Consider the following 18,446-nt stretch of genomic DNA (forward strand, 5'->3'; position numbering starts at 1 on the left):
AAGGACCGTACCGGCCCATGCGCGCCAGAATCGGACGCCCGCTCCGCGGGTCCTGTCCCAATTCCCTGCCGCCCGCCTCGCCGCCACCCGCCCGGCCTTTGCGCTCGAACAATTCCAGCGCCTGTTCCAGGGTGATGGAGTCCAGGCGCTGCTCCGGCATCAGGCTGGCAAAGCGCGGCTTCTCCTTGTCGCCGCCGCTGCCCATCTGCACATAAGGACCGTACCGGCCCATGCGCGCCAGAATCGGACGCCCGCTCCGCGGGTCCTGCCCCAACTCCCTGCCGCTCGCCTCGATGCGGCTGACCGTGCGTTCCTTTTCCTCGACCCGCTTCTTGAAGCTGCCCCAGAATTGTTTCATGACCGGGCGCCAACCCTTCTCGCCGCGAGAGATGGCGTCCAGATCGTTCTCCAGGTGGGCCGTGAAGTCGTAATCCACGTATTTCTCGAAATGCCGGGTCAGGAATCGGCTCACGACCCTGCCGATATCCGTAGGCACGAAGCGTTTCTTCTCCATTTCCACGTACTTTCTCTGCCGCAAAGTGGAGACGATGCTGGCATAGGTGGAGGGACGGCCGATGCCGTGCTCTTCCAGGGCGCGCACCAGGCTCGCCTCCGAGTAACGCGGGGGCGGCGTGGTAAAGTGCTGATCGGCGCGCAGCTCGCGCAATGCGACACGGTCCCCCTGCTGCAACGGCGGCAGCGCGCGTTCTTTTTCGTCCTCGCGCACCGGGTCGTCCTTGCCTTCCTCGTACACCGCCAGGAAGCCGGGCTTGCGTACCGTGGCGCCGTTGGCGCGGAAAAGGTGGTCGCCCTTGCAGCCGAGGTCCACCGCCACGGTGTCTATGAGGGCCGAAGCCATCTGGGAGGCGACCGTTCTTTTCCAGATCAACTCGTACAGACGCCATTGATCCCGGTCCAGCAGGGCCTGCAGCTTGCCGTCGGGCAAGCGCTTGATGGCGGTCGGGCGGATCGCCTCGTGGGCCTCCTGGGCATTCTTGGCGCTGGTCTTGTAGCGCCGCGGCTGCGCCGGCAGCGATTCCTTGCCGTAGCGGCCGGCAATCAGGCCCCTGATGTCGCGCAGCGCCTCCGCGGACAGGTGCACCGAGTCGGTGCGCATGTACGTGATCAACCCGCTCCTTACGCCGTCTCCCACATCCATGCCCTCGTAGAGCCGTTGGGCGACCCGCATGGTGTTCTGGGCGGAAAAGCCGAGCCGGCGGGCCGCTTCCTGTTGCAGCGTCGAGGTAATGAACGGCGGGGCGGGGTTCCGCCTGCGCTCCTTTTTCCGCACCTCCTGCACGACCAATTCCCCCCCGGCGTCCTTGAGCAGGCGGCTGCGCATCTCGCGCGCGGATTCGCCGTCCGCGATGCTGAATTGCGTCAGTTTTTTGCCGCCGTAGCGGGTCAGGCGGCAGGGGAAAACACGGTCGGCATGGGAGGCGTCCGCCTCGATGGTCCAGTATTCCCGGGACTGGAAGCGCTCGATCTCTTCTTCGCGCTCCACGATCATGCACAGGGCGGGACTCTGCACGCGGCCGGCGGACAATCCGGCGCCGATCTTTTTCCAAAGCAGCGGGGATAAATTGAAGCCCACGAGGTAATCCAGGCCCCGCCGGGCCTGCTGCGCGTCAATCAGGCTGTGGGAGAGCTCGCCGGGCCGCTCGAAGGCCTCCAGGATCGCAGCCCGCGTAATCTCGTGGAACACGACCCGGCAGACCCGCTTGCCTCGCAAGTCCACCTTTTCTTTGATCAGCTCGCACAAATGCCAGGCAATCGCCTCGCCCTCCCGGTCGGGGTCAGTGGCCAGATAAAGCACGTCCGCCTTGGCCATGGCCCTGCAGATCCGCTGGACGTGACGGGCGTTCTTTTCTATGGGCTGGTACTGCATGCGGAAGTCTTGTTCCGGGAGCACCGCGTCGTTCTTGGGCACGAGGTCCCTGACATGGCCGTAAGACGCAAGGATTTCGTGCCCTTTGCCCAGATAACGGCTCAGGGTGGCCGCCTTGGCCGGGGATTCCACGATTACCAGTGCCTTGTCCATATCTCTCGTTTACAGTACAGCGGCCGCCGCAACGCCGGCCTTATTTAAGCCTTTGATAGTTGCCGTCCAAACCGACGCGCACGCAGTTCTTGAGCTCCAGGGTAAAAAGCATGGAGGAAACCTCCGCGGGGGTCAATCCGCTTTTCCCCACCAGCGTGTCCACGGATACCGACTCCTCGTCGAAACACTCCAGGAGCCGGCGCAGCCCGGGGGGCAGTCCGGGCGGCAGCGAGGGCGGCAGCGAGGGCGCAGGCGGCCCCTGGGAAACGGCCCGGCCTGTAGCGAAGGAGCCGCCGATCTCTTCCAGCACATCGCTTACCGTTGCCACCAGCTTCGCCCCCTGCTGGATCAGGGAATGGCAGCCCCGCGACAGCGGGTTGGTAACGGCCCCGGGCACGGCGAATACGTCCCGCCCCTGGTCCAGGGCATGGCGGGCGGTAATCAGCGAGCCGCTGTCCACCGTCGCCTCCACAACCAGGACGCCTGCGCTCAGCCCGCTGATGATCCGATTGCGGCGCGGGAAATTGCCGGGCCACGGGGGCGTGCCGCGGGGGAACTCCGACAATACGGCGCCCTGACTAGCGATCCGGCAGGCCAGCTCGCGGTGCGCTCTGGGGTAAACGCGGTCCGGGCCGGTCCCGGCCACGGCGAGCGTCACCCCGCCTCCCTCCAGGGCGCCCCAGTGCGCGCAGCCGTCAATCCCGCGGGCGAGGCCGCTGGTCACCGCCAGGCCCGCCGCCGCCAATTCCCGCGACAATCGCCGGGCGAGGCGCCTGCCGTAGCCGGAGGCGCGACGACTGCCTACCACCGCCACTTGCGCCCTGTGCAGCAGCGCCGGGTCCCCCTCTACGAAAAGGACACCGGGAGGCGCGAAGATTTCGCGCAACAACGGGGGATAGCGCTGGTCCGCGAGCGTCAACAGGGTGCGTTTGCCGGCCTCCAGCCAGCGCAGGTCCCGCTCAATGGCCGCCCAGTCGGGATGCGACAGGGCCTCGATCGCCTGGCGCGGGCCGCCCGGCCTGCCGTAAAGCGCCCGCCCCGCCTCCAGCATCCGAGCGGGAGTGCCGTAGCGGGCCAGCAAGCCCGGGAGAAAACCGGGCGCGGCCCACTGCGCGGCGCGGTGCAGAACCAGCCAACAGATGGACTCGTCTTCGTCCTTGAGACGCTGTGCGGTAATTCCCTTTACCTTCCTTGCGTTTATCCGACTGCCGGACGGTCGGCGAACGCCGCCCCCGCAAGGCCCTGCCCCGCCCGGCAATCCCGGGGAATATACCCCAGGGAAAGGCTGCCGTCAGGGGTTTTTCACCAAATCATGAAGATATACCGGGAAATCTATATCCATGATCAGCCCGTAGCTGACCTCCGGGAAAGTCCGAAAAACCAACAGGTGGCCGTTTCTCTGTCCCTCCAATTCCACCTGCTCGGGATGCTGGGTCGGGCCGCCTATGTAACGCACCAGGCCGCTGCGATTGAAGGTATTCGCCAGCCCCCTCACATCGTTGAAGATGCTGCTCAGCAGGTTATCCGTCGCGCTGACGTCCTCGTATCGGAAGCGTATGCGCTCCGCCTGATCTTGCCTGGCCATCAACTCAGCGCTGAGAGGGTCTTCAAAGCGAATTTGCTGCTGCTGAATGGCCAGGACATGGCCCACCTCCAAGCCTGCATTTTCCCCTACGTCCAATACCACGACCTGGCGTTCCGCGGCGACCACAAGGCCTCCGAAAACATCTATGATCTGGCCGGAAACCTCCCGGGATGGAGGCCGCGGGAAAAAAGAGACCAGACTCTCGTCCTCTCCTTCCTGCTGTACGTAAAGCCTGTCGCCCTGCCGCAACGGGCGCTTGAAACTCTTGATAAAACCGATTGACGGATCGCCGAACCGGATGATCTCGACATCGCCTACATAAACCAATTCCTGTCCCAGGATTCGATCCGGAAGAGCCGGGTCGCGGTACAGGCGCCTCTCGCGATAGACGCTATAAGTCACCTGAGCCGGGTCCAGCTTGCCCCTGACATAGACCTTGCCAACCGCCGCGTACACCCGGTGCGCGGTACTATCAATCACGGTTGACAGTACGTAGGGCCATTCGTCGGATTGCCTCCCAGGCACCACGCGCACATCGGCCAGGTAATGCTGGATCTCGTACAACGGGATCGCAGGAATGCTCTGCTCGCGAGGATAGATGCGCGCCTGGGGACTCAGTTTGACGAAGCGATCCTGCTTGCTCCCGGCCTGCTGCCCCGGCTGCTGACCCGGCTGTTGCCCCGGTTGCTGACCCGGTTGCTGGCCCGGCTGCTGCCCCGGTTGCTGACCCGCCTGTTGCCCCGGTCGTTGACCTGCCCCGGCGCGCTCCAGGGTAAGAACCGGCTCCCCTTCCCGATATACCAAACGGATTATGTCCCCCGGATAGATGAGGTGAGGATCTTCGATCTGCGGGTTAATCCTCCACAGTTCCGGCCAGCGCCAGGGCTGGGCCAGGAACCGGCTGGCAATATCCCACAACGTGTCCCCCTTCTGCACCACATGGCTTTCCGGATGACCGGGGGCGAGAACGGTCTCTGCCTGGCAGGGAGCTGCCGACAGGAACAAGAAGCACCAGACAATTGCAGTTTTGCGTGAAAACGTCCGTGAAAACATCATTTTTTATCCTGCTTTTTTCTGTTTGACCAAAACGGTTCGAGGCCGTGCTAAACTTCCTGTAGTATCTAAGGCCTGCAAATAGTATAACATATTTTTCAACTTTGTGAGGTAACAGCATGGCCATCCTGGAAGTTCTACACCACCCCCACCCTCTGTTACGACAAAAGGCGCTGCCGGTGGAGGCGATTGACGGCGAGATCCGCACTCTGGCGCAAAACATGCTGGAGACCATGTACGCGGAAGGGGGCATCGGGCTGGCCGCCAACCAGGTCGGCGTCAGCAGGCGGGTCGTGGTCATTGACCTCGCCGAGGACCGTAGCCAGTCCATGTGCCTGATCAACCCCGAAATCATATTCCGCGAGGGCGAAACGGCAATACAGGAAGGCTGCCTGTCCGTACCCGGAGTATTCGAGCCCGTGCCGCGAAGCCAGAAAATCCGCCTGCAGGCCATGAACTTAGAGGGCGGTGTCGTGGACCGGCACTGCGACGGACTGCTGGCCATCTGCATACAGCACGAGATCGATCACCTGAACGGCAAGCTTTTGATTGACTACCTGTCGCCCCTGAAGCGGCAGCGGTTCGAAAAAAAGCGCAACAAGCAACGGAAAAAGATTTCTGTACAGCAATCCGCCTTGTGAAGGAACCCGCGCTACGGCTGGGGTTTGCCGGTTCTTCGGACATTGCCCGGGATACCTTGCGGCATATCCTGGAATCCAGCCCCCACCCAGTGGAGATCGTGCTGACCCGGCCCGACCGGAAGGCAGGGCGTAAGCTGCGAACGACCGCGACCCCGGTACGGCAATTCGCCGAGCGCCGCGGCCTGAAGGTATTGCAACCCGCCCGCGGCGCCGAGATTGCCGCGATCCGCGAATTGAGTGGCCTGGATCTGCTGGTGGTGGTCGCATACGGACTCCTGATCCCCGCGCAGTCTCTGCGGAAACCTCGGCTGGGCTGCCTGAATCTGCATTTCTCCCTGTTGCCGCGGTGGCGGGGGGCGGCCCCGATGCAACATGCAATCCTGGCCGGCGACCAGGAAACCGGCGTCAGCGTATTCCAACTCGACGAAGGCCTGGACAGCGGCCCGATACTGCGTCAGGCAAGCCGCGAAATCGGGGCTCGGGAAACGACTGCCACCCTGGAGCGGGGCCTGGCCGAATTGGGGCGCCGTTGCCTGCTGGAGATGCTACAGGAGGCGCAGGCGGGCCGGCTCCGGGCCTGCGCCCAGGAGGAAAGGCTCGCCACCTACGCCCCCCGGATCACCAAGCGCCAGGCGCGGATTGACTGGAACTGCCCGGCTGCCGAGATCGCCCGGCAGGTGCGGGCATTCAACCCGTGGCCGGTCGCCCACACGGAACTGGGCCCGTTGCGCCTGCGGGTATGGGAGGCGACCGCGATGCCGGGCCCCAGCAACGTCGCCCCCGGCACGGTAATGCGCGCCGCCCCCTGCGGCATTGACGTCGCGGCCGGCGATAACCGGCGCCTGCGGCTGCTGACCGTGCAATCTCCCGGGGGGCGCCCCTTGAGCGCCGCCGCATTCCTGAACGGCCGGCCGGAACTGCGCGAGCGGTACCGGCAGAACGGGGGACCCTGAAAATGGGGGCCCTGGAAAAGTGAGCGCGCGGGACGGCGCGGCACCCTGGCGACGGGCCGCGACCGGCGCCCCGGCCGCGGGCGGCCCGCTCCCGGCGCCGACGGGGGCGCACCGGACGGGAAGGGCCGCCTGAAGTGCTACACTGTTCCCCACAAAAACCGCCCTGGCGCAACCCCGATCCAGATGCCCCAATGCCCGCCCGCAACAACAGCCGCCTCCGCCGCCCGTGCTTCCGGAGCGCCGTCATACTCTGCCTGCTGACGCTCGCGCCGGCGGCAGCAGCGCAGATCCATTTCGGCGACGTACGGCTGTACCTGAACGACGACAGATACCATCTGGCAACCGATATCCGCTACGAATTCAGTACAGATGTCGTCGAGGCGCTGGCCCACGGGGTCGCGCTGCGGATCAGCACCGAACTCCGGGTCCACAAGCAGCGGCGGTGGCTATGGGACCAGCGCCTCCTGGCCAAAGAGCTGCTCTACCGCCTGGAGTACCACGTGCTGAGCGGACAATACCTCCTTACCGAGCAGGAAACGGGAAGAAGGCGGCACTTCCGCTCCCTGGAGGATGTGCTTGAGGACATGGGCCGGCTCTCGGACATCCCCCTGATCGAGGCCGGCAACCTGGCGCCGAAACATTCGTATGTCGTCTCTCTGCGCACGCGCCTGGACATCGAAGAACTGCCCGCGCCGCTCAATCCCCTGGCCTATGTACGCAACAACTGGAGCCTCATCAGCCCTTGGCTGGAGTTGAAATTACGGCAATGAAGCGCGGCAACAGAGCGGTTTTGCTGGCGGGGAGCGCGTTGTTCGTTCTGTTGCTCATCTCCCTGCTGCTGATGAACCAGGCCACCCAGAACTCCGAGCGGTTTAGCCGGATGTACTCCGGGCTGCTGCTGGTCAACGCCTTCGGGCTTGCGGCCCTCCTGGCGCTCATCGGCCTGAACATCCGCCACCTGATCCGGCAAGTGGTCAAAAAGGCCCCCGGCTCTCTGTTGACGGCGCGCATGGTGACGTTCATTGCCGTCCTCGTCCTGGTGCCGGTCTTCATTGTGTACGCCTTCTCGCTGGACTTCCTCAGGCGCGGCATTGACAGTTGGTTCGACGTGCGAATCGAACACGCCCTGGAAGACTCCCTGGAACTGAGCCGGTCGGCGCTGAACATCCGAATGCGGGAATTGCTGCAGGAAAGCAATGCGCTTGCCGAGCAACTCTCCGCCCTGCCGGACGCCGCCCTGCCGCCGGAACTCGACGACCTGCAAAAACGCTCCGGGGCCAGGGAACTGACCTTGCTGACCCGCCAGGGGGCAATCATCTCGTCCAGCAGCGACGACGTCACCGAGCTGGTGCCGAGCCGCCCGGAGGAAGCCACCTGGCTGCAATTGCAACAGGGAAACAGCTATATCTCCCTGGACCCGGTGCGAGAGGGGATCTTCATCCGGGCCATAGTGAACGTGCCGCCCGGAATGCTGGAGAACGAACCCAGGGTGCTCCAGGCCCTGTTCCCCATCTCGGAACAGATGAGCGAGTTGGCCAACAGCGTACAAACCGCCCTGGGACAATACAAACGGTTGTCCTACCTGCGGTCGCAACTCAAGCTGAGCTTCATCATGATCCTGACCCTGGTCCTGCTGTTCAGTGTATTCGGCGGGGTATGGGGCGCCTTCATTGCCTCGCGCAAGCTGGTAGCCCCCATCCGCCACCTGGCGCGGGGGACCCAGGAGGTGGCGGCAGGCAAATACGACACCCAGCTGCCCGTATCCGGGAAGGACGAACTGGGCTCCCTGGTGGTTTCCTTCAACGAAATGACCCGCGAGGTCGCGCGGGCACAGGAAGAAGCGGAGGCGCAGAACGCCTACCTGCAGGCGGTCCTGGGCCGAATCTCCTCCGGCGTACTGGTCCTGGACGAAAGCGGCCGGCTCCGCACCTTCAATGCCGGCGCCGAACAGGTCCTGGGCATTCCTCTTGCCCGGGAAAGCATAGGCAGGACCCTGGCGGAACTCTGCCGGAAACACGAGCAATTGACCGCCCTGGTCGCCATGATTGACAAGCGCCTGGGATGCACGGGGGAATGGCGGGAGCAGGTAATCTATTTCGGGCGCATGAGGAGAAGCATCTTGAATTGCAGCGGCGCCTCCTTTCCCTCCCCGCACGGCGGCGGCGCCAGCCACGTGATCGTTCTGGACGATGTCACCAGGCTGGTCCAGAGCCAGCGGGACGCCGCCTGGACCGAAGTGGCCAAGCGGCTCGCCCACGAGATCAAAAACCCGCTCACTCCCATCCAGTTGTCGGCGGAGCGCCTGCAAAGCAAGTACGGGAATTCCGCGCGGCAACCGTCCCCCGAGACGCTGAAGCGCCTCACCAACACGATCATCCAGCAGGTCAAGACCATGCAGGGCATGGTGGACGCATTCGCCAGTTATGCCCGCCCGCCCAAGTTGTGCCGGACGGCCCTGGACTTCAATCAGTTGCTGCTGGAGAGTCTCGACCTCTACCGGAACGTGGACGCCGCCGCGAAGATTGACGCGGATATCGCGGCCCTGCCGCCGCTTTACGCGGACGCGGACAAACTGCGGCAAGTGCTGAACAACCTGCTGAGCAACGCCCTTGAGGCCGATAAGGACGGCCAACCCATGCGCCTGTCCATCGTGACCCGGGCGATCCGGGAAGGGGAAAACCACTGCATTGAATTGCAATTGAAGGACACCGGGCGCGGGTTCGAAAAGGCGCTGCTCGACCGCTCATTCGAGCCGTACGTAACCACCAAGACCGGCGGCACCGGCCTGGGGCTTGCCATCGTCAAGAAGATCGTCGAGGACCACGGGGGAATCGTATGGATTTACAACAACGATCCTCCTCCCGGCGCCTGCGTCGTCTTGCGCCTGCCGCTGGGTTACCCTGACCAGGCCGGCGAGGCCGGCGGCGCCCTGCATCCCGACTACGAAAAGGCCGCCGTATGACGGGACAAATACTGGTAGTGGACGACGAGCCTGCGATCTGCAGCCTGCTCAAGGAGATCCTGGAAGACGAGGGCTTCCGCGTCGATACGGCGGCCTCCGCAAGCGATGCCCACTCCGTCATAGACTCCCACACTCCGAACTTGATCCTGCTGGACATTTGGATGCCGAACACCGACGGCATCACTCTGCTGCGGGAGTTATCCGGCCGCTTGCAGCCGAAGTGCCCCATCGTGATGATGTCCGGACACGGCACGGTGGAAACCGCCGTGGAAGCGACCCGCCTGGGGGCCTACGACTTCATCGAAAAACCCCTCTCCACGGCGAAACTGCTGCTCACGGTGCGGCATGCGATGGAGTCCTCCACCTTGCAGCAGGAGAACCTGATGCTCCGGCGCGGCTGGCCCGGCGAGGCGACAGCCGGAAAGAGCGAGGCAATGCAGGAGCTGCGGGAGCGACTCCAGCGGGTCGCCCACCACGACACCCCGGTGTTGCTTATCGGCGAATCGGGAACCGACAAAGAACTCTACGCCCGCTATCTCCACTCCTGCTCGAATCGCGCGGCCGCACCCTTCGTTTCCTGCCCCGTATCCTCCCTCGGCGCGGCAACGATTGACAACGTGGCCGGCAACCGGAGCAAACGACGGCAGTATTTCCCCGAGCTGCTGGAAATGGCGCGGGGCGGAATTCTGTTCATAAAAGATATCGCCGACCTGGATCGCAAGCGCCAGTCGCTGTTGCTGGAGATCCTCGGGGAGCGCGCCGGCACCCCCCGCCTGATCGCCGCCACCCGCTACGACCTGCAGAAACGGGTGCAGCAGAATCAATTCCAGGACAACCTCTACTACCGGCTGAACGTGGTCTCGATCCAAATACCGCCGTTGCGCAAGCACCGCGAGGACATCCCGCAGTTGCTCGAACTCTATGCCAACCTGTTCGCCGAGTGCGACGGCCTGCCCTACCGCCATTTCACGGTGGCCGCCCAGAACCGCATGCGCGGCCATTCCTGGCCCGGAAACCTGCGGGAATTGAAAAACGCCGTGCAAAGCCTGTTGATCATGGGCAAATCCGATCAGATCGAAATCGAGGAAGTCTCCAAACTCCTGGAGCAACGCTCCGGCGACGAAGGGCCGGGCGGCTTTCCGGCATTCGACTGCCCGCTGCGCGAAGCCCGGGAGAAGTTCGAACGGGCCTACCTGGAGCACCATCTGAAAAAGGCAAACTACAATATCAGCAAGGCGGCGTTGGAGGTCGGCATGGAGCGGACGCACCTGCACAGAAAAATAAAGACCCTGGGGCTCCAGACCAGGCACTGAATAACCGGGCAGCGGGACTAAGGAAACCGGGTGAAGATCATTATCCTGGGAGCAGGTCAGGTGGGCAGTTCGCTGGCCGCCAGCCTGGTTCACGAAAAGAACGAGATCACCGTCGTTGATACGGCCCAGCGCTTCCTGGAGGGACTGCAACGGCACGATCTGCGCACTGTATATGGCAACGCCTCGCACCCGTCCATCCTGGAGCGGGCGGGCGCCAGCGAAGCGGATATGATCGTCGCCGTCACCAACAGCGACGAAACCAACATGCTCGCCTGCCAGGTGGCCTACACTTTGTTCCACACCCCCACGAAGATCGCCCGCATCCGTTCCACGGAATATCTCCGCTATACCGCTCTCTTTTCCCAGGAATCCCTGCCCATAGACGTGATCATCAGCCCGGAGAACCTGGTCACCGAGCGTGTGTCCAAGCTGATCTCGCTGCCGGGAACGCAACAGGTGGTGGACTTCGCGGGCGGCAAGGCGCAGCTGGTGTCGGTGAACTGCGTCCCCGGCAACGACCTCGCCGCAATGAATGTCGGGGACTTCCGCGAAAAAACGGCGGACCTGGAGTTGCGGATCGTGTTCATCCATCGCCAGGGCAAAACGATGTTCCCCAAGAAAAACACCCGGATGCTGCCGGGCGACGAGGTTTTTTTCATCGGCTCCCACAAGGCGGTCCAGTCGCTGCTCGGTGAAATCTACCGCAAGGAACCGAGGGTCCACAGGATCATTCTGGCGGGAGGCGGCAACATCGGCAAATGTCTTGCCATTGCGCTGGAACAGCATTACCAGGTCAAGATCATCGAGATCGATCCGGAACAAGCGCAGACGGCCTCCGAAATCCTGGAGGACGTGATCGTGTTGCAGGGGAGCGCGACGGACGAGGCCCTGCTCACGGAAGAGAATATAGACCGGACCGATGTGTTCTGCGCGATCACCAACAACGATGAAACCAACATCATCGCAGCGATGCTCGCCAAGAACCTGGGCGCGAAAAAGGTCATGGCCCTGATCAATCACTCGCGGTTCACCAACCTGGTGCAACAAGGCTCCATAGACATCCTGATCTCGCCCCAGCTCATCACCATGGGCGCCTTGCTGGCCCATATCCGCAAGGGGGACGTCGTCATGGTCCACTCGCTGCTGGGGGGCAAGACCGAGGCCATGGAGGCGATCATCCATGGAGACGAGGCATCTTCGCCGGTGGTGGGACGCCCGCTGAAGCAGATTGACCTTCCCCAGGAGACGATGGTGGGGGCCATCGTGAGAGGGGATGAAGTGATCACCGACTGCCAGGATACCGCGATCCAGGCGGGAGATCATTTGATCGTCCTGGTATCCGACAAGCAGGCCTTGCCGCAACTGGAGCAACAACTCTTCCAGGTAGGCGCGACCTACCTCTGAGCCCGCGGCGGGCGCGCCATGCAGTTGCCCACGATTACCAAAAACCTCGGCTACCTGCTGCTGTTCTTCAGCCTCTCCATGCTGCCGCCGCTGCTGTTCTCGTGGTGGGAGGGCGACGGCAACGGCGCAGTTTTCCTGCAGACCTTCGGCATCATCCTGGCATTGGGAACGGCGCTGTGGGCGCCGACCCGCAAGGCTACCGCCGACCTGCGGTTACACGACGGCTTCATGATCGTCGTGCTGTTCTGGCTGACGATAGGCTTCCTTGGCGCCATTCCCTTCCTGCTCAGCCCACAGCTGCCCCATCTCGGCGTCACCAACGCCGTGTTCGAGTCCTTCTCGGGGCTTACGACCACCGGCGCCACGGTCATCGTCGGGCTTGACGAACTGCCCCGCTCGTTGCTGCTCTACCGGCAGCAGCTCCAGTGGCTGGGCGGCATGGGCATCATCATCCTGGCGGTCGCCGTCCTGCCGGGGCTGGGTATCGAAGGGGTGCGGTTGTACCGCATGCAACTGCCGGGGCCGTCCAAAGACATCCAACTGGCCCCGCGCATCACCGAGGCGGCAAAATCGCTCTGGAATATCTACGTGCTCCTGACGATCAGCTGCGGAATATGCTACTGGCTCGCCGGGATGACGCCCTTCGATGCCCTGTCGCACAGTTTCTCCACCGTATCCATCGGGGGGTTCTCCACCCACGACGCCAGCATGTCGCACTACCCCGGCAACGCGGTCAAGATCGTCGCCACAGCGTTCATGCTGATCTCCGGGGCCAATTACGCGCTGCATTTCGTCGCCCTGAAGAACCTGACGGCGCGGCCGTATCTCGAAGACCCGGAATTCAATTGCTATATCCGCCTGCAGCTGCTGGCGGTCGCAATATGCTGGCTGTACCTGGCGGCCAGGTGGGACGCGGGCATAAACGCGGAAACCCTGGTGGACGCCTCCTTCCAGGCGGTTTCGATCACCACCACCTCCGGTTTCACCGTCTCCACATATCACCAGTGGCCCGAATTCCTGCCCCTGCTGCTGCTGTTCGCCAGCTTCGCCGGCGCCTGCGTCGGCTCCGTAGGAGGCGGCATCAAGGTCATCCGGCTCATCGTTATCTTCAAGCAGGGCCTGCGCGAGATTCTCCGTCTGAACCATCCCAACGTAACCACAATCCTCAAGACCGGCAACAGGACCCTGACGACCCGCTCCATAGAGGCGATATGGGGCTTTTTCGCCGCTTACATCGCCATATTCGCCATCCTGCTTCTGGCGCTGGTGGCCACCGGGATAGACCAGGTCACCGCTTTCTCCGCCGTAGCCGCGTGCATGAACAACCTCGGCCCCGGACTGGGCGCGGTCAGCTCCAGCTACGCGGAACTCGGGGCGGCGGCCAAGTGGTTGCTGACCCTGGCCATGCTGCTGGGCAGGCTGGAGCTCTTCCCCATACTCATCTTACTGAGCATGGGGTTCTGGAGGAAATGACTCCGGTGCGAGACGAGAGCGGGCGGAAGTGGGATGCAATCTACCGACAACGGAACCGGGACGCCCCCCCGCCGCCGCCCTGGGTGCTCCACGCCCACCGGCAGCTGCTGCCGGACACGGGCAGGGCCCTGGACATCGCCTGCGGCACGGGCGGCGGCGCCCTGTTTCTGGCGCAGCGAGGGCTGCGCACCACCGCCTGCGACATCTCCGGGGAGGCGATAAAACGGTTGCGGCACCTGGCCGGCAGCCGCGGCCTGGAGATCCGGATGCTGGTCTGCGACGCCGCCGCGGCCCTTGGCCGGCCGCGCCGCTACGATGTAATCACCGTCAGCCGGTACCTGGACCGGGGGCTGATGCCGCTCATCGCGCGGGCCTGCAAGGACCGCGGCCTGGTTTATTACCAGACCTTCGCCGGCGCGGCCGGCCCAAAGGCGCATCCCCGCAATCCCCTGTACCGGCTCGGGCGCAACGAGCTGCTGCATTTCTTCCTGGCGCAGGACTTCGAGATCCTGTCCTACCGGGAAGCCCCGGACGGGGACGAAGCAATGCGCGACCAGGCATGCCTGGTCGCCCGCCGGCGCGGCCAACGCGCCGCGAACAGCCCGGCAAACCGCGGCAGACCGGGAGCGGAAAAACCGGCGGACCGGCGCCCGCCGCGGTCAAAGCAAAGCGGTTCCCGCAATTGTATATAATGGCTCCAACCGAATTGGCCGCCGCGATTGTAGTATCCTCGAATCATGTTGCCTGAAATCGGACACTTGGCGTTGATCCTGGCCCTGGCGCTGGCAGCCATGCTCATGTTGCTGCCCCTGCTCGGTGCGGCTCGCGGCGACCCGCGGTTGATGGCAACCGCCCGTCCCCTGGCCGCCGGCCAGTTCGCCTTCTTGTCTTTGGCGTTGCTGTGTCTGATATTTTCCTTCGTTCACAACGACTTCTCGGTGAAATACGTCGCCGAGAACTCCAATACCCAACTGCCGGTCTGGTACCGGGTGTCCGCGGTCTGGGGCGGCCACGAGGGTTCGCTGTTGCTATGGGTGTGGATCCTGGGCGGCTGGACGCTGGCGGTCGCCCTGTGCAGCAGCGCGCTGCCGCGCGATCTCCTGGCCCGGGTACTGGGCGTGATGGGCATCATTGGCACCGGCTTTATCCTGTTCACCCAGCTGACCTCCAACCCCTTCGAGCGATTGTTGCCGAACTTTCCCGCTGACGGGCGCGATCTGAACCCCCTGTTGCAGGACATCGGCCTCATCGTTCACCCGCCGATACTTTATATGGGGTATGTCGGGTTCGCGGTGGCCTTCGCGTTTGTAGTCGCAGCGCTGCTGGCCGGCCGCCTGGACAGCGCCTGGGCGCGTTGGTCGCGCCCCTGGACCATCGTGGCTTGGTGCTTCCTGACCCTGGGAATCGCACTGGGCAGCTGGTGGGCGTATTACGAGCTGGGCTGGGGCGGCTGGTGGTTTTGGGACCCGGTCGAAAACGCCTCGTTCATGCCCTGGCTGGCCGGCACCGCGCTGATCCACTCGCTGGCGGCGACCGAAAAACGCGGAGTGTTCCGCGCCTGGACGGTGCTGCTGGCGATCACTGCGTTTTCCCTGTGCTTGTTGGGAACTTTCCTGGTCCGCTCCGGGGTGTTGACCTCGGTACACGCATTCGCCACCGATCCCAGCCGCGGGCTGTTCATTCTGGCGCTGCTGACGGCGGTCACCGGCGGCGCCCTGCTGCTGCTGGCATTGCGCGCGCCTCTGATCCGCAGCGAGAGCAGGTTCCAGCCCCTGTCGCGGGAAAGCATGTTGCTGATCAACAATCTGCTGCTAATCGGCGCCTGCGGGGTAGTGTTCGTAGGCACGTTGTTCCCGCTGTTGGCCGATGTGCTGCAACTGGGCAAGTTCTCGGTCGGACCGCCGTACTTCAATGCCCTGTTCGCGCCCCTGTGCCTGGCCCTGCTGGCCGCCCTGGGCGTGGGCCCCATGCTGCGCTGGAAGCAGCACGACGGCAGGCTGCTGTTCAGGCAAAGCGTGCCCTGGATGCTGGCCAGCCTGGCGCTGGGATTCGGTCTGCCCGCATTGCTGGCAGAGCGCTTTTATTTCATCGTGGGCCTGTCCCTGTCCCTGGTATGCTGGGTCCTGTGCGGCGAATTGCGCGACGTGCTGGCCAAATTGGCCCACCGGCGCAGGCCCTGGACCGCGCTGCTGCGCCTGCCGCGCCACTACAAGGGCATGCTGCTGGCCCACCTGGGCGTGGCCGTGGCCGTCACCGGCGTGGCCGTCACCAGCGCCTACAGCGTCGAGCGCGACGTCAGGCTAACGGTGGCCGAGACGGTCGGCGTCGGACCCTACGACTTCCGGCTGCTGCGGCTGCGCGAACTGGAGGGCCCCAACTACCGGGCGACCGAGGCCAGCGTAGAGGTGCTGGACGAAGGCCGGCCGGTCGCCATCCTGTCGCCGCAGAAGCGCTTCTATACCGTGCAACAGATGCCGATGACCGAGGTCGCCATCGAGCCGAGTCTGACCCAGGACCTGTATCTGGCGCTGGGCGAACCGTTGGATGCCACCAGCTGGGCGGTGCGCATCCACTACAAGCCGTTCGTGCGCTGGATCTGGCTGGGCGCGCTGCTGATGGCGCTGGGCGGCGCGCTGGCGTTCAGCGATCCGCGCTATCGCCTATTGCGCCGCGAGCGCCGCCTGGCCGCCGCCGAGGGAATGGATGCCGTCCAAGCGTAACCTGCTGTTGGCGGTGCCGCTGTCCGGCTTCGTGCTGCTACTGGCGGTACTGGGCTTGGGGCTGCGCTACGATCCCCGCCTGCTGCCCTCGGCCCTGATTGGCAAGCCGCTGCCCGATTTCCAGGCCGAGCGCCTGGACGACCCCGGGCAAACCGTCACCCCGGCCGATCTTCGGGGGGATATCGCCCTACTCAACATCTGGGCGACATGGTGCCCGACCTGCCGCGCCGAGCACGAGTTTCTGCGCGCGCTGAAGCAGCAGGGGATCACGATCTACGGAATAAACTACAAAGACCAGCGCGACAAGGCACTGCGCTGGCTGGAGATGCTGGGCGATCCTTACCGACTCAGCATCTACGACGCCGAGGGACGAATTGGCATCGATCTGGGGGTCTATGGCGCGCCGGAGACCTACCTCCTGGATGCCGCCGGAGTGATCCGCTACCGCCACGTAGGCGAATTGAACCAACAAACCTGGGAGCGTGAAATTTTGCCCCGGCTCGAGGCGCTGACGAAAGCCGGCTGATGACCTGGGCCAGACTGCTGTTGCTGTGCTCCCTGGCGCCCGCGGCCTGGGCCGCGATCGAGGTGCGCGAATTTGCCGCCCCTGCCGAGGAGCAGCGCTTCCAGGACCTGGTCTTCGAGCTGCGCTGCCCCAAGTGTCAAAATCAAAACATCGCCGACTCCAACGCGCCGCTATCCGCCGACTTGCGGCAAAAAGTCTATGACATGATCCAGGACGGACACAGCGACGAAGAGATCGTGGCCTACCTGGTGCAACGCTACGGCGACTTTGTGAGCTACCGCCCGCCGCTAAAGCGCGCAACCTGGCTACTGTGGTTTGGCCCCTTGATCCTCATCGCACTGGTCGGCTTTGGCCTGGCGCTTTGGATTCGCCGCTGCGCCCGGGCCGGGCCGATCACGCTGGATGCGCGGGAGCGCGAACGGGTCGAGACCCTGTTAAGTCGCCACGACGACGGCGCCGGATGAGCGCATTCTGGTTCATTGCCGCGGCCCTGGTCGCGGCCGCCGCCGCCTGCATCCTGGCGCCGCTGTGGCTGCACCAGCCGGAGAAGAAGGCCGGGTTATCGCAGGAAGCGGCCAATACCCGTATCTTCCGCGAGCGCCTGGCCGATCTCGATACCGAGTTGCGGGAGCGGCGAATCGGCGCGGCGCAATACCAATCCCTGCGTGCCGAGCTGGAGCGGACCCTGCTCAACGACATGCCACAGGAGAACGCGCCGCGCCGACCCGGCGGGATGCGGGCGCTGGGCACCGCGGCCGCCGTGGTTGCGCCCCTGCTGGCCCTGGGACACTATTACATTGGCTCGTATCGCGGCGAGGCCAGCGAGTGGATCGCCCTGCAATCAAGACTGGACGCGGCGGTTCAACGCGCTATGCGCCAACCGCACGAGTTTCCGGAAGAGGCGCACGCGAACCTGCCGGATTTCGTCCGGGTACTGCAAACCAGGGTCTTGCGCGAGGGCATGAACGACGCGGACAGCCTGTTCCTGCTGGGGCGCGGCCTGGTGCGCCTGCAACTGACCGAGCAGGCGGTGCTCACCTTGCGCCGCGCCCTGCAATTGGCGCCGGCGCGCACCGACATCAAGATGGGCTATGCGCAGGCGCTGCTGCTGGCCAATGACGGCAAACTCAATGATGTCATTGCCCGCTTACTGCACGCAGTGCTGCAGTCGGAGCCGGCGCACCAGGGAGCCCTGATGATGCTCGGCCTCGGCGCCCGCAATGCCGGCGATCACCAAACGACCCTGTATGCCTGGCGCTCCCTGCTGGAGAAACTGGAACCGGACAGCGAGGCCGCGAACCTGCTCCGGGACAGCATCGCCCGCGTCGAGCGCGACATGGAAGCCGCCGACGAGGCCGCGCCGGCGGCACCCGCCGCCGGGACAAAGGCGAGCATCACGGTCACAGTGGAATTGGCGCCGGCGCTTGAGACGCGGGTCGCGCCTGACGACACCCTGTTCATATTCGCCAAGGCCGCCGCCGGCCCGCCCATGCCGCTGGCGGCGGTGCGCCAGCGCGCCGGGAATTTCCCGGTCCGGGTCGTGCTGGATGACGCCAAAGCGATGCTGCCGGAGATGCGTCTCTCCGCTTTCCAGGAAGTCGTCGTCGGCGCGCGCATCTCCAAGGGCGGCGACGTAATGTCCCGGCCCGGCGACCTGGAGGGGCTGTCGGAGACGCTGGATCTCTCCCAGGGGCCGCAGGCCCTCACCCTGACGATTGACCGGGTCGTGCCCTGAAACGGTCCTGAAACGGCCCGGAAGCGGCCCGGAAGATACT

At 64.4% G+C, this 18,446-nt stretch carries 14 protein-coding genes and 1 pseudogene; 12 read left to right on the forward strand and 3 right to left on the reverse strand.

Annotation, left to right across the window (positions count from 1 at the left end; genetic code table 11):
* The 3 genes and pseudogenes from topA to OXU43_00285 form a co-directional block, all read right to left on the reverse strand.
* Positions 1-2,041 (reverse strand): type I DNA topoisomerase (topA, locus tag OXU43_00275; protein MDD9823615.1); only part of this gene is annotated, 2,041 nt, incomplete at its 3' end.
* Between the two features lie 40 nt (positions 2,042-2,081).
* Positions 2,082-3,299, reverse strand: coding sequence for a DNA-processing protein DprA (dprA, locus tag OXU43_00280; protein ID MDD9823616.1), 1,218 nt, complete (start codon positions 3,297-3,299; stop codon positions 2,082-2,084).
* A gap of 1,089 nt (positions 3,300-4,388) precedes the next feature.
* Positions 4,389-4,580 (reverse strand): annotated as a pseudogene (locus tag OXU43_00285) (LysM domain-containing protein).
* A 218-nt stretch (positions 4,581-4,798) separates the two neighbouring features.
* On the opposite strand from OXU43_00285, the gene def reads away from it, so the two are divergent.
* The 12 genes from def (at position 4,799) to ccmI (ending at position 18,406) form a co-directional block, all read left to right on the forward strand.
* Entirely contained in the window at positions 4,799-5,320 is a 522-nt protein-coding gene (def, locus tag OXU43_00290) for a peptide deformylase (GenBank protein ID MDD9823617.1), read from the forward strand.
* The gene (gene fmt, locus OXU43_00295; protein MDD9823618.1) at positions 5,317-6,273 is read left to right on the forward strand and encodes a methionyl-tRNA formyltransferase; all 957 of its coding nucleotides are present in this window, start codon (positions 5,317-5,319) and stop codon (positions 6,271-6,273) included. Before def ends, fmt begins: the two co-directional genes overlap by 4 nt.
* A gap of 191 nt (positions 6,274-6,464) precedes the next feature.
* On the forward strand, positions 6,465-7,043 hold the full coding sequence (locus OXU43_00300; protein ID MDD9823619.1) for a DUF4390 domain-containing protein: 579 nt from the start codon (positions 6,465-6,467) through the stop codon (positions 7,041-7,043).
* Positions 7,040-9,235: an ATP-binding protein gene (locus tag OXU43_00305; GenBank protein ID MDD9823620.1), complete on the forward strand. Its 2,196-nt coding sequence runs from the start codon at positions 7,040-7,042 to the stop codon at positions 9,233-9,235. Before OXU43_00300 ends, OXU43_00305 begins: the two co-directional genes overlap by 4 nt.
* Positions 9,232-10,548 carry a sigma-54 dependent transcriptional regulator gene (locus OXU43_00310; protein MDD9823621.1) on the forward strand — a complete coding sequence of 439 codons (1,317 nt, stop codon included), beginning with the start codon at positions 9,232-9,234 and terminating at the stop codon, positions 10,546-10,548. The genes OXU43_00305 and OXU43_00310 overlap by 4 nt, the downstream gene beginning before the upstream one ends.
* A gap of 30 nt (positions 10,549-10,578) precedes the next feature.
* Positions 10,579-11,952 carry a Trk system potassium transporter TrkA gene (gene trkA / locus OXU43_00315; GenBank protein ID MDD9823622.1) on the forward strand — a complete coding sequence of 458 codons (1,374 nt, stop codon included), beginning with the start codon at positions 10,579-10,581 and terminating at the stop codon, positions 11,950-11,952.
* A gap of 18 nt (positions 11,953-11,970) precedes the next feature.
* The gene (locus OXU43_00320) at positions 11,971-13,425 is read left to right on the forward strand and encodes a potassium transporter (GenBank protein ID MDD9823623.1); all 1,455 of its coding nucleotides are present in this window, start codon (positions 11,971-11,973) and stop codon (positions 13,423-13,425) included.
* Positions 13,422-14,117: a methyltransferase domain-containing protein gene (locus OXU43_00325; GenBank protein ID MDD9823624.1), complete on the forward strand. Its 696-nt coding sequence runs from the start codon at positions 13,422-13,424 to the stop codon at positions 14,115-14,117. The genes OXU43_00320 and OXU43_00325 overlap by 4 nt, the downstream gene beginning before the upstream one ends.
* A gap of 45 nt (positions 14,118-14,162) precedes the next feature.
* Entirely contained in the window at positions 14,163-16,145 is a 1,983-nt protein-coding gene (locus OXU43_00330) for a heme lyase CcmF/NrfE family subunit (protein ID MDD9823625.1), read from the forward strand.
* Positions 16,129-16,671 (forward strand): DsbE family thiol:disulfide interchange protein, encoded by a 543-nt coding sequence (locus OXU43_00335; protein ID MDD9823626.1) that lies wholly within the window; start codon positions 16,129-16,131, stop codon positions 16,669-16,671. Before OXU43_00330 ends, OXU43_00335 begins: the two co-directional genes overlap by 17 nt.
* A complete protein-coding gene (locus OXU43_00340; GenBank protein MDD9823627.1) occupies positions 16,671-17,135 on the forward strand; it encodes a cytochrome c-type biogenesis protein CcmH in 465 nt (154 codons plus the stop codon). Before OXU43_00335 ends, OXU43_00340 begins: the two co-directional genes overlap by 1 nt.
* On the forward strand, positions 17,132-18,406 hold the full coding sequence (ccmI, locus tag OXU43_00345; GenBank protein ID MDD9823628.1) for a c-type cytochrome biogenesis protein CcmI: 1,275 nt from the start codon (positions 17,132-17,134) through the stop codon (positions 18,404-18,406). The genes OXU43_00340 and ccmI overlap by 4 nt, the downstream gene beginning before the upstream one ends.
* Positions 18,407-18,446: the final 40 nt, after the last annotated feature.

The sequence above is a fragment of the Gammaproteobacteria bacterium genome (assembly GCA_028817255.1).
GTDB lineage: Bacteria > Pseudomonadota > Gammaproteobacteria > Porifericomitales > Porifericomitaceae > Porifericomes > Porifericomes azotivorans.

Excerpts from the sequence above, each read along its gene's own strand:
- def (MDD9823617.1), top strand. The coding sequence starts at position 4,799 with ATGGCCATCCTGGAAGTTCTACACCACCCCCACCCTCTGTTACGACAA.
- OXU43_00300 (MDD9823619.1), top strand. The coding sequence starts at position 6,465 with ATGCCCGCCCGCAACAACAGCCGCCTCCGCCGCCCGTGCTTCCGGAGC.
- OXU43_00305 (MDD9823620.1), top strand. The coding sequence starts at position 7,040 with ATGAAGCGCGGCAACAGAGCGGTTTTGCTGGCGGGGAGCGCGTTGTTC.
- OXU43_00310 (MDD9823621.1), top strand. The coding sequence starts at position 9,232 with ATGACGGGACAAATACTGGTAGTGGACGACGAGCCTGCGATCTGCAGC.
- OXU43_00320 (MDD9823623.1), top strand. The coding sequence starts at position 11,971 with ATGCAGTTGCCCACGATTACCAAAAACCTCGGCTACCTGCTGCTGTTC.
- OXU43_00325 (MDD9823624.1), top strand. The coding sequence starts at position 13,422 with ATGACTCCGGTGCGAGACGAGAGCGGGCGGAAGTGGGATGCAATCTAC.
- OXU43_00330 (MDD9823625.1), top strand. The coding sequence starts at position 14,163 with ATGTTGCCTGAAATCGGACACTTGGCGTTGATCCTGGCCCTGGCGCTG.
- OXU43_00335 (MDD9823626.1), top strand. The coding sequence starts at position 16,129 with ATGCCGTCCAAGCGTAACCTGCTGTTGGCGGTGCCGCTGTCCGGCTTC.
- OXU43_00340 (MDD9823627.1), top strand. The coding sequence starts at position 16,671 with ATGACCTGGGCCAGACTGCTGTTGCTGTGCTCCCTGGCGCCCGCGGCC.
- ccmI (MDD9823628.1), top strand. The coding sequence starts at position 17,132 with ATGAGCGCATTCTGGTTCATTGCCGCGGCCCTGGTCGCGGCCGCCGCC.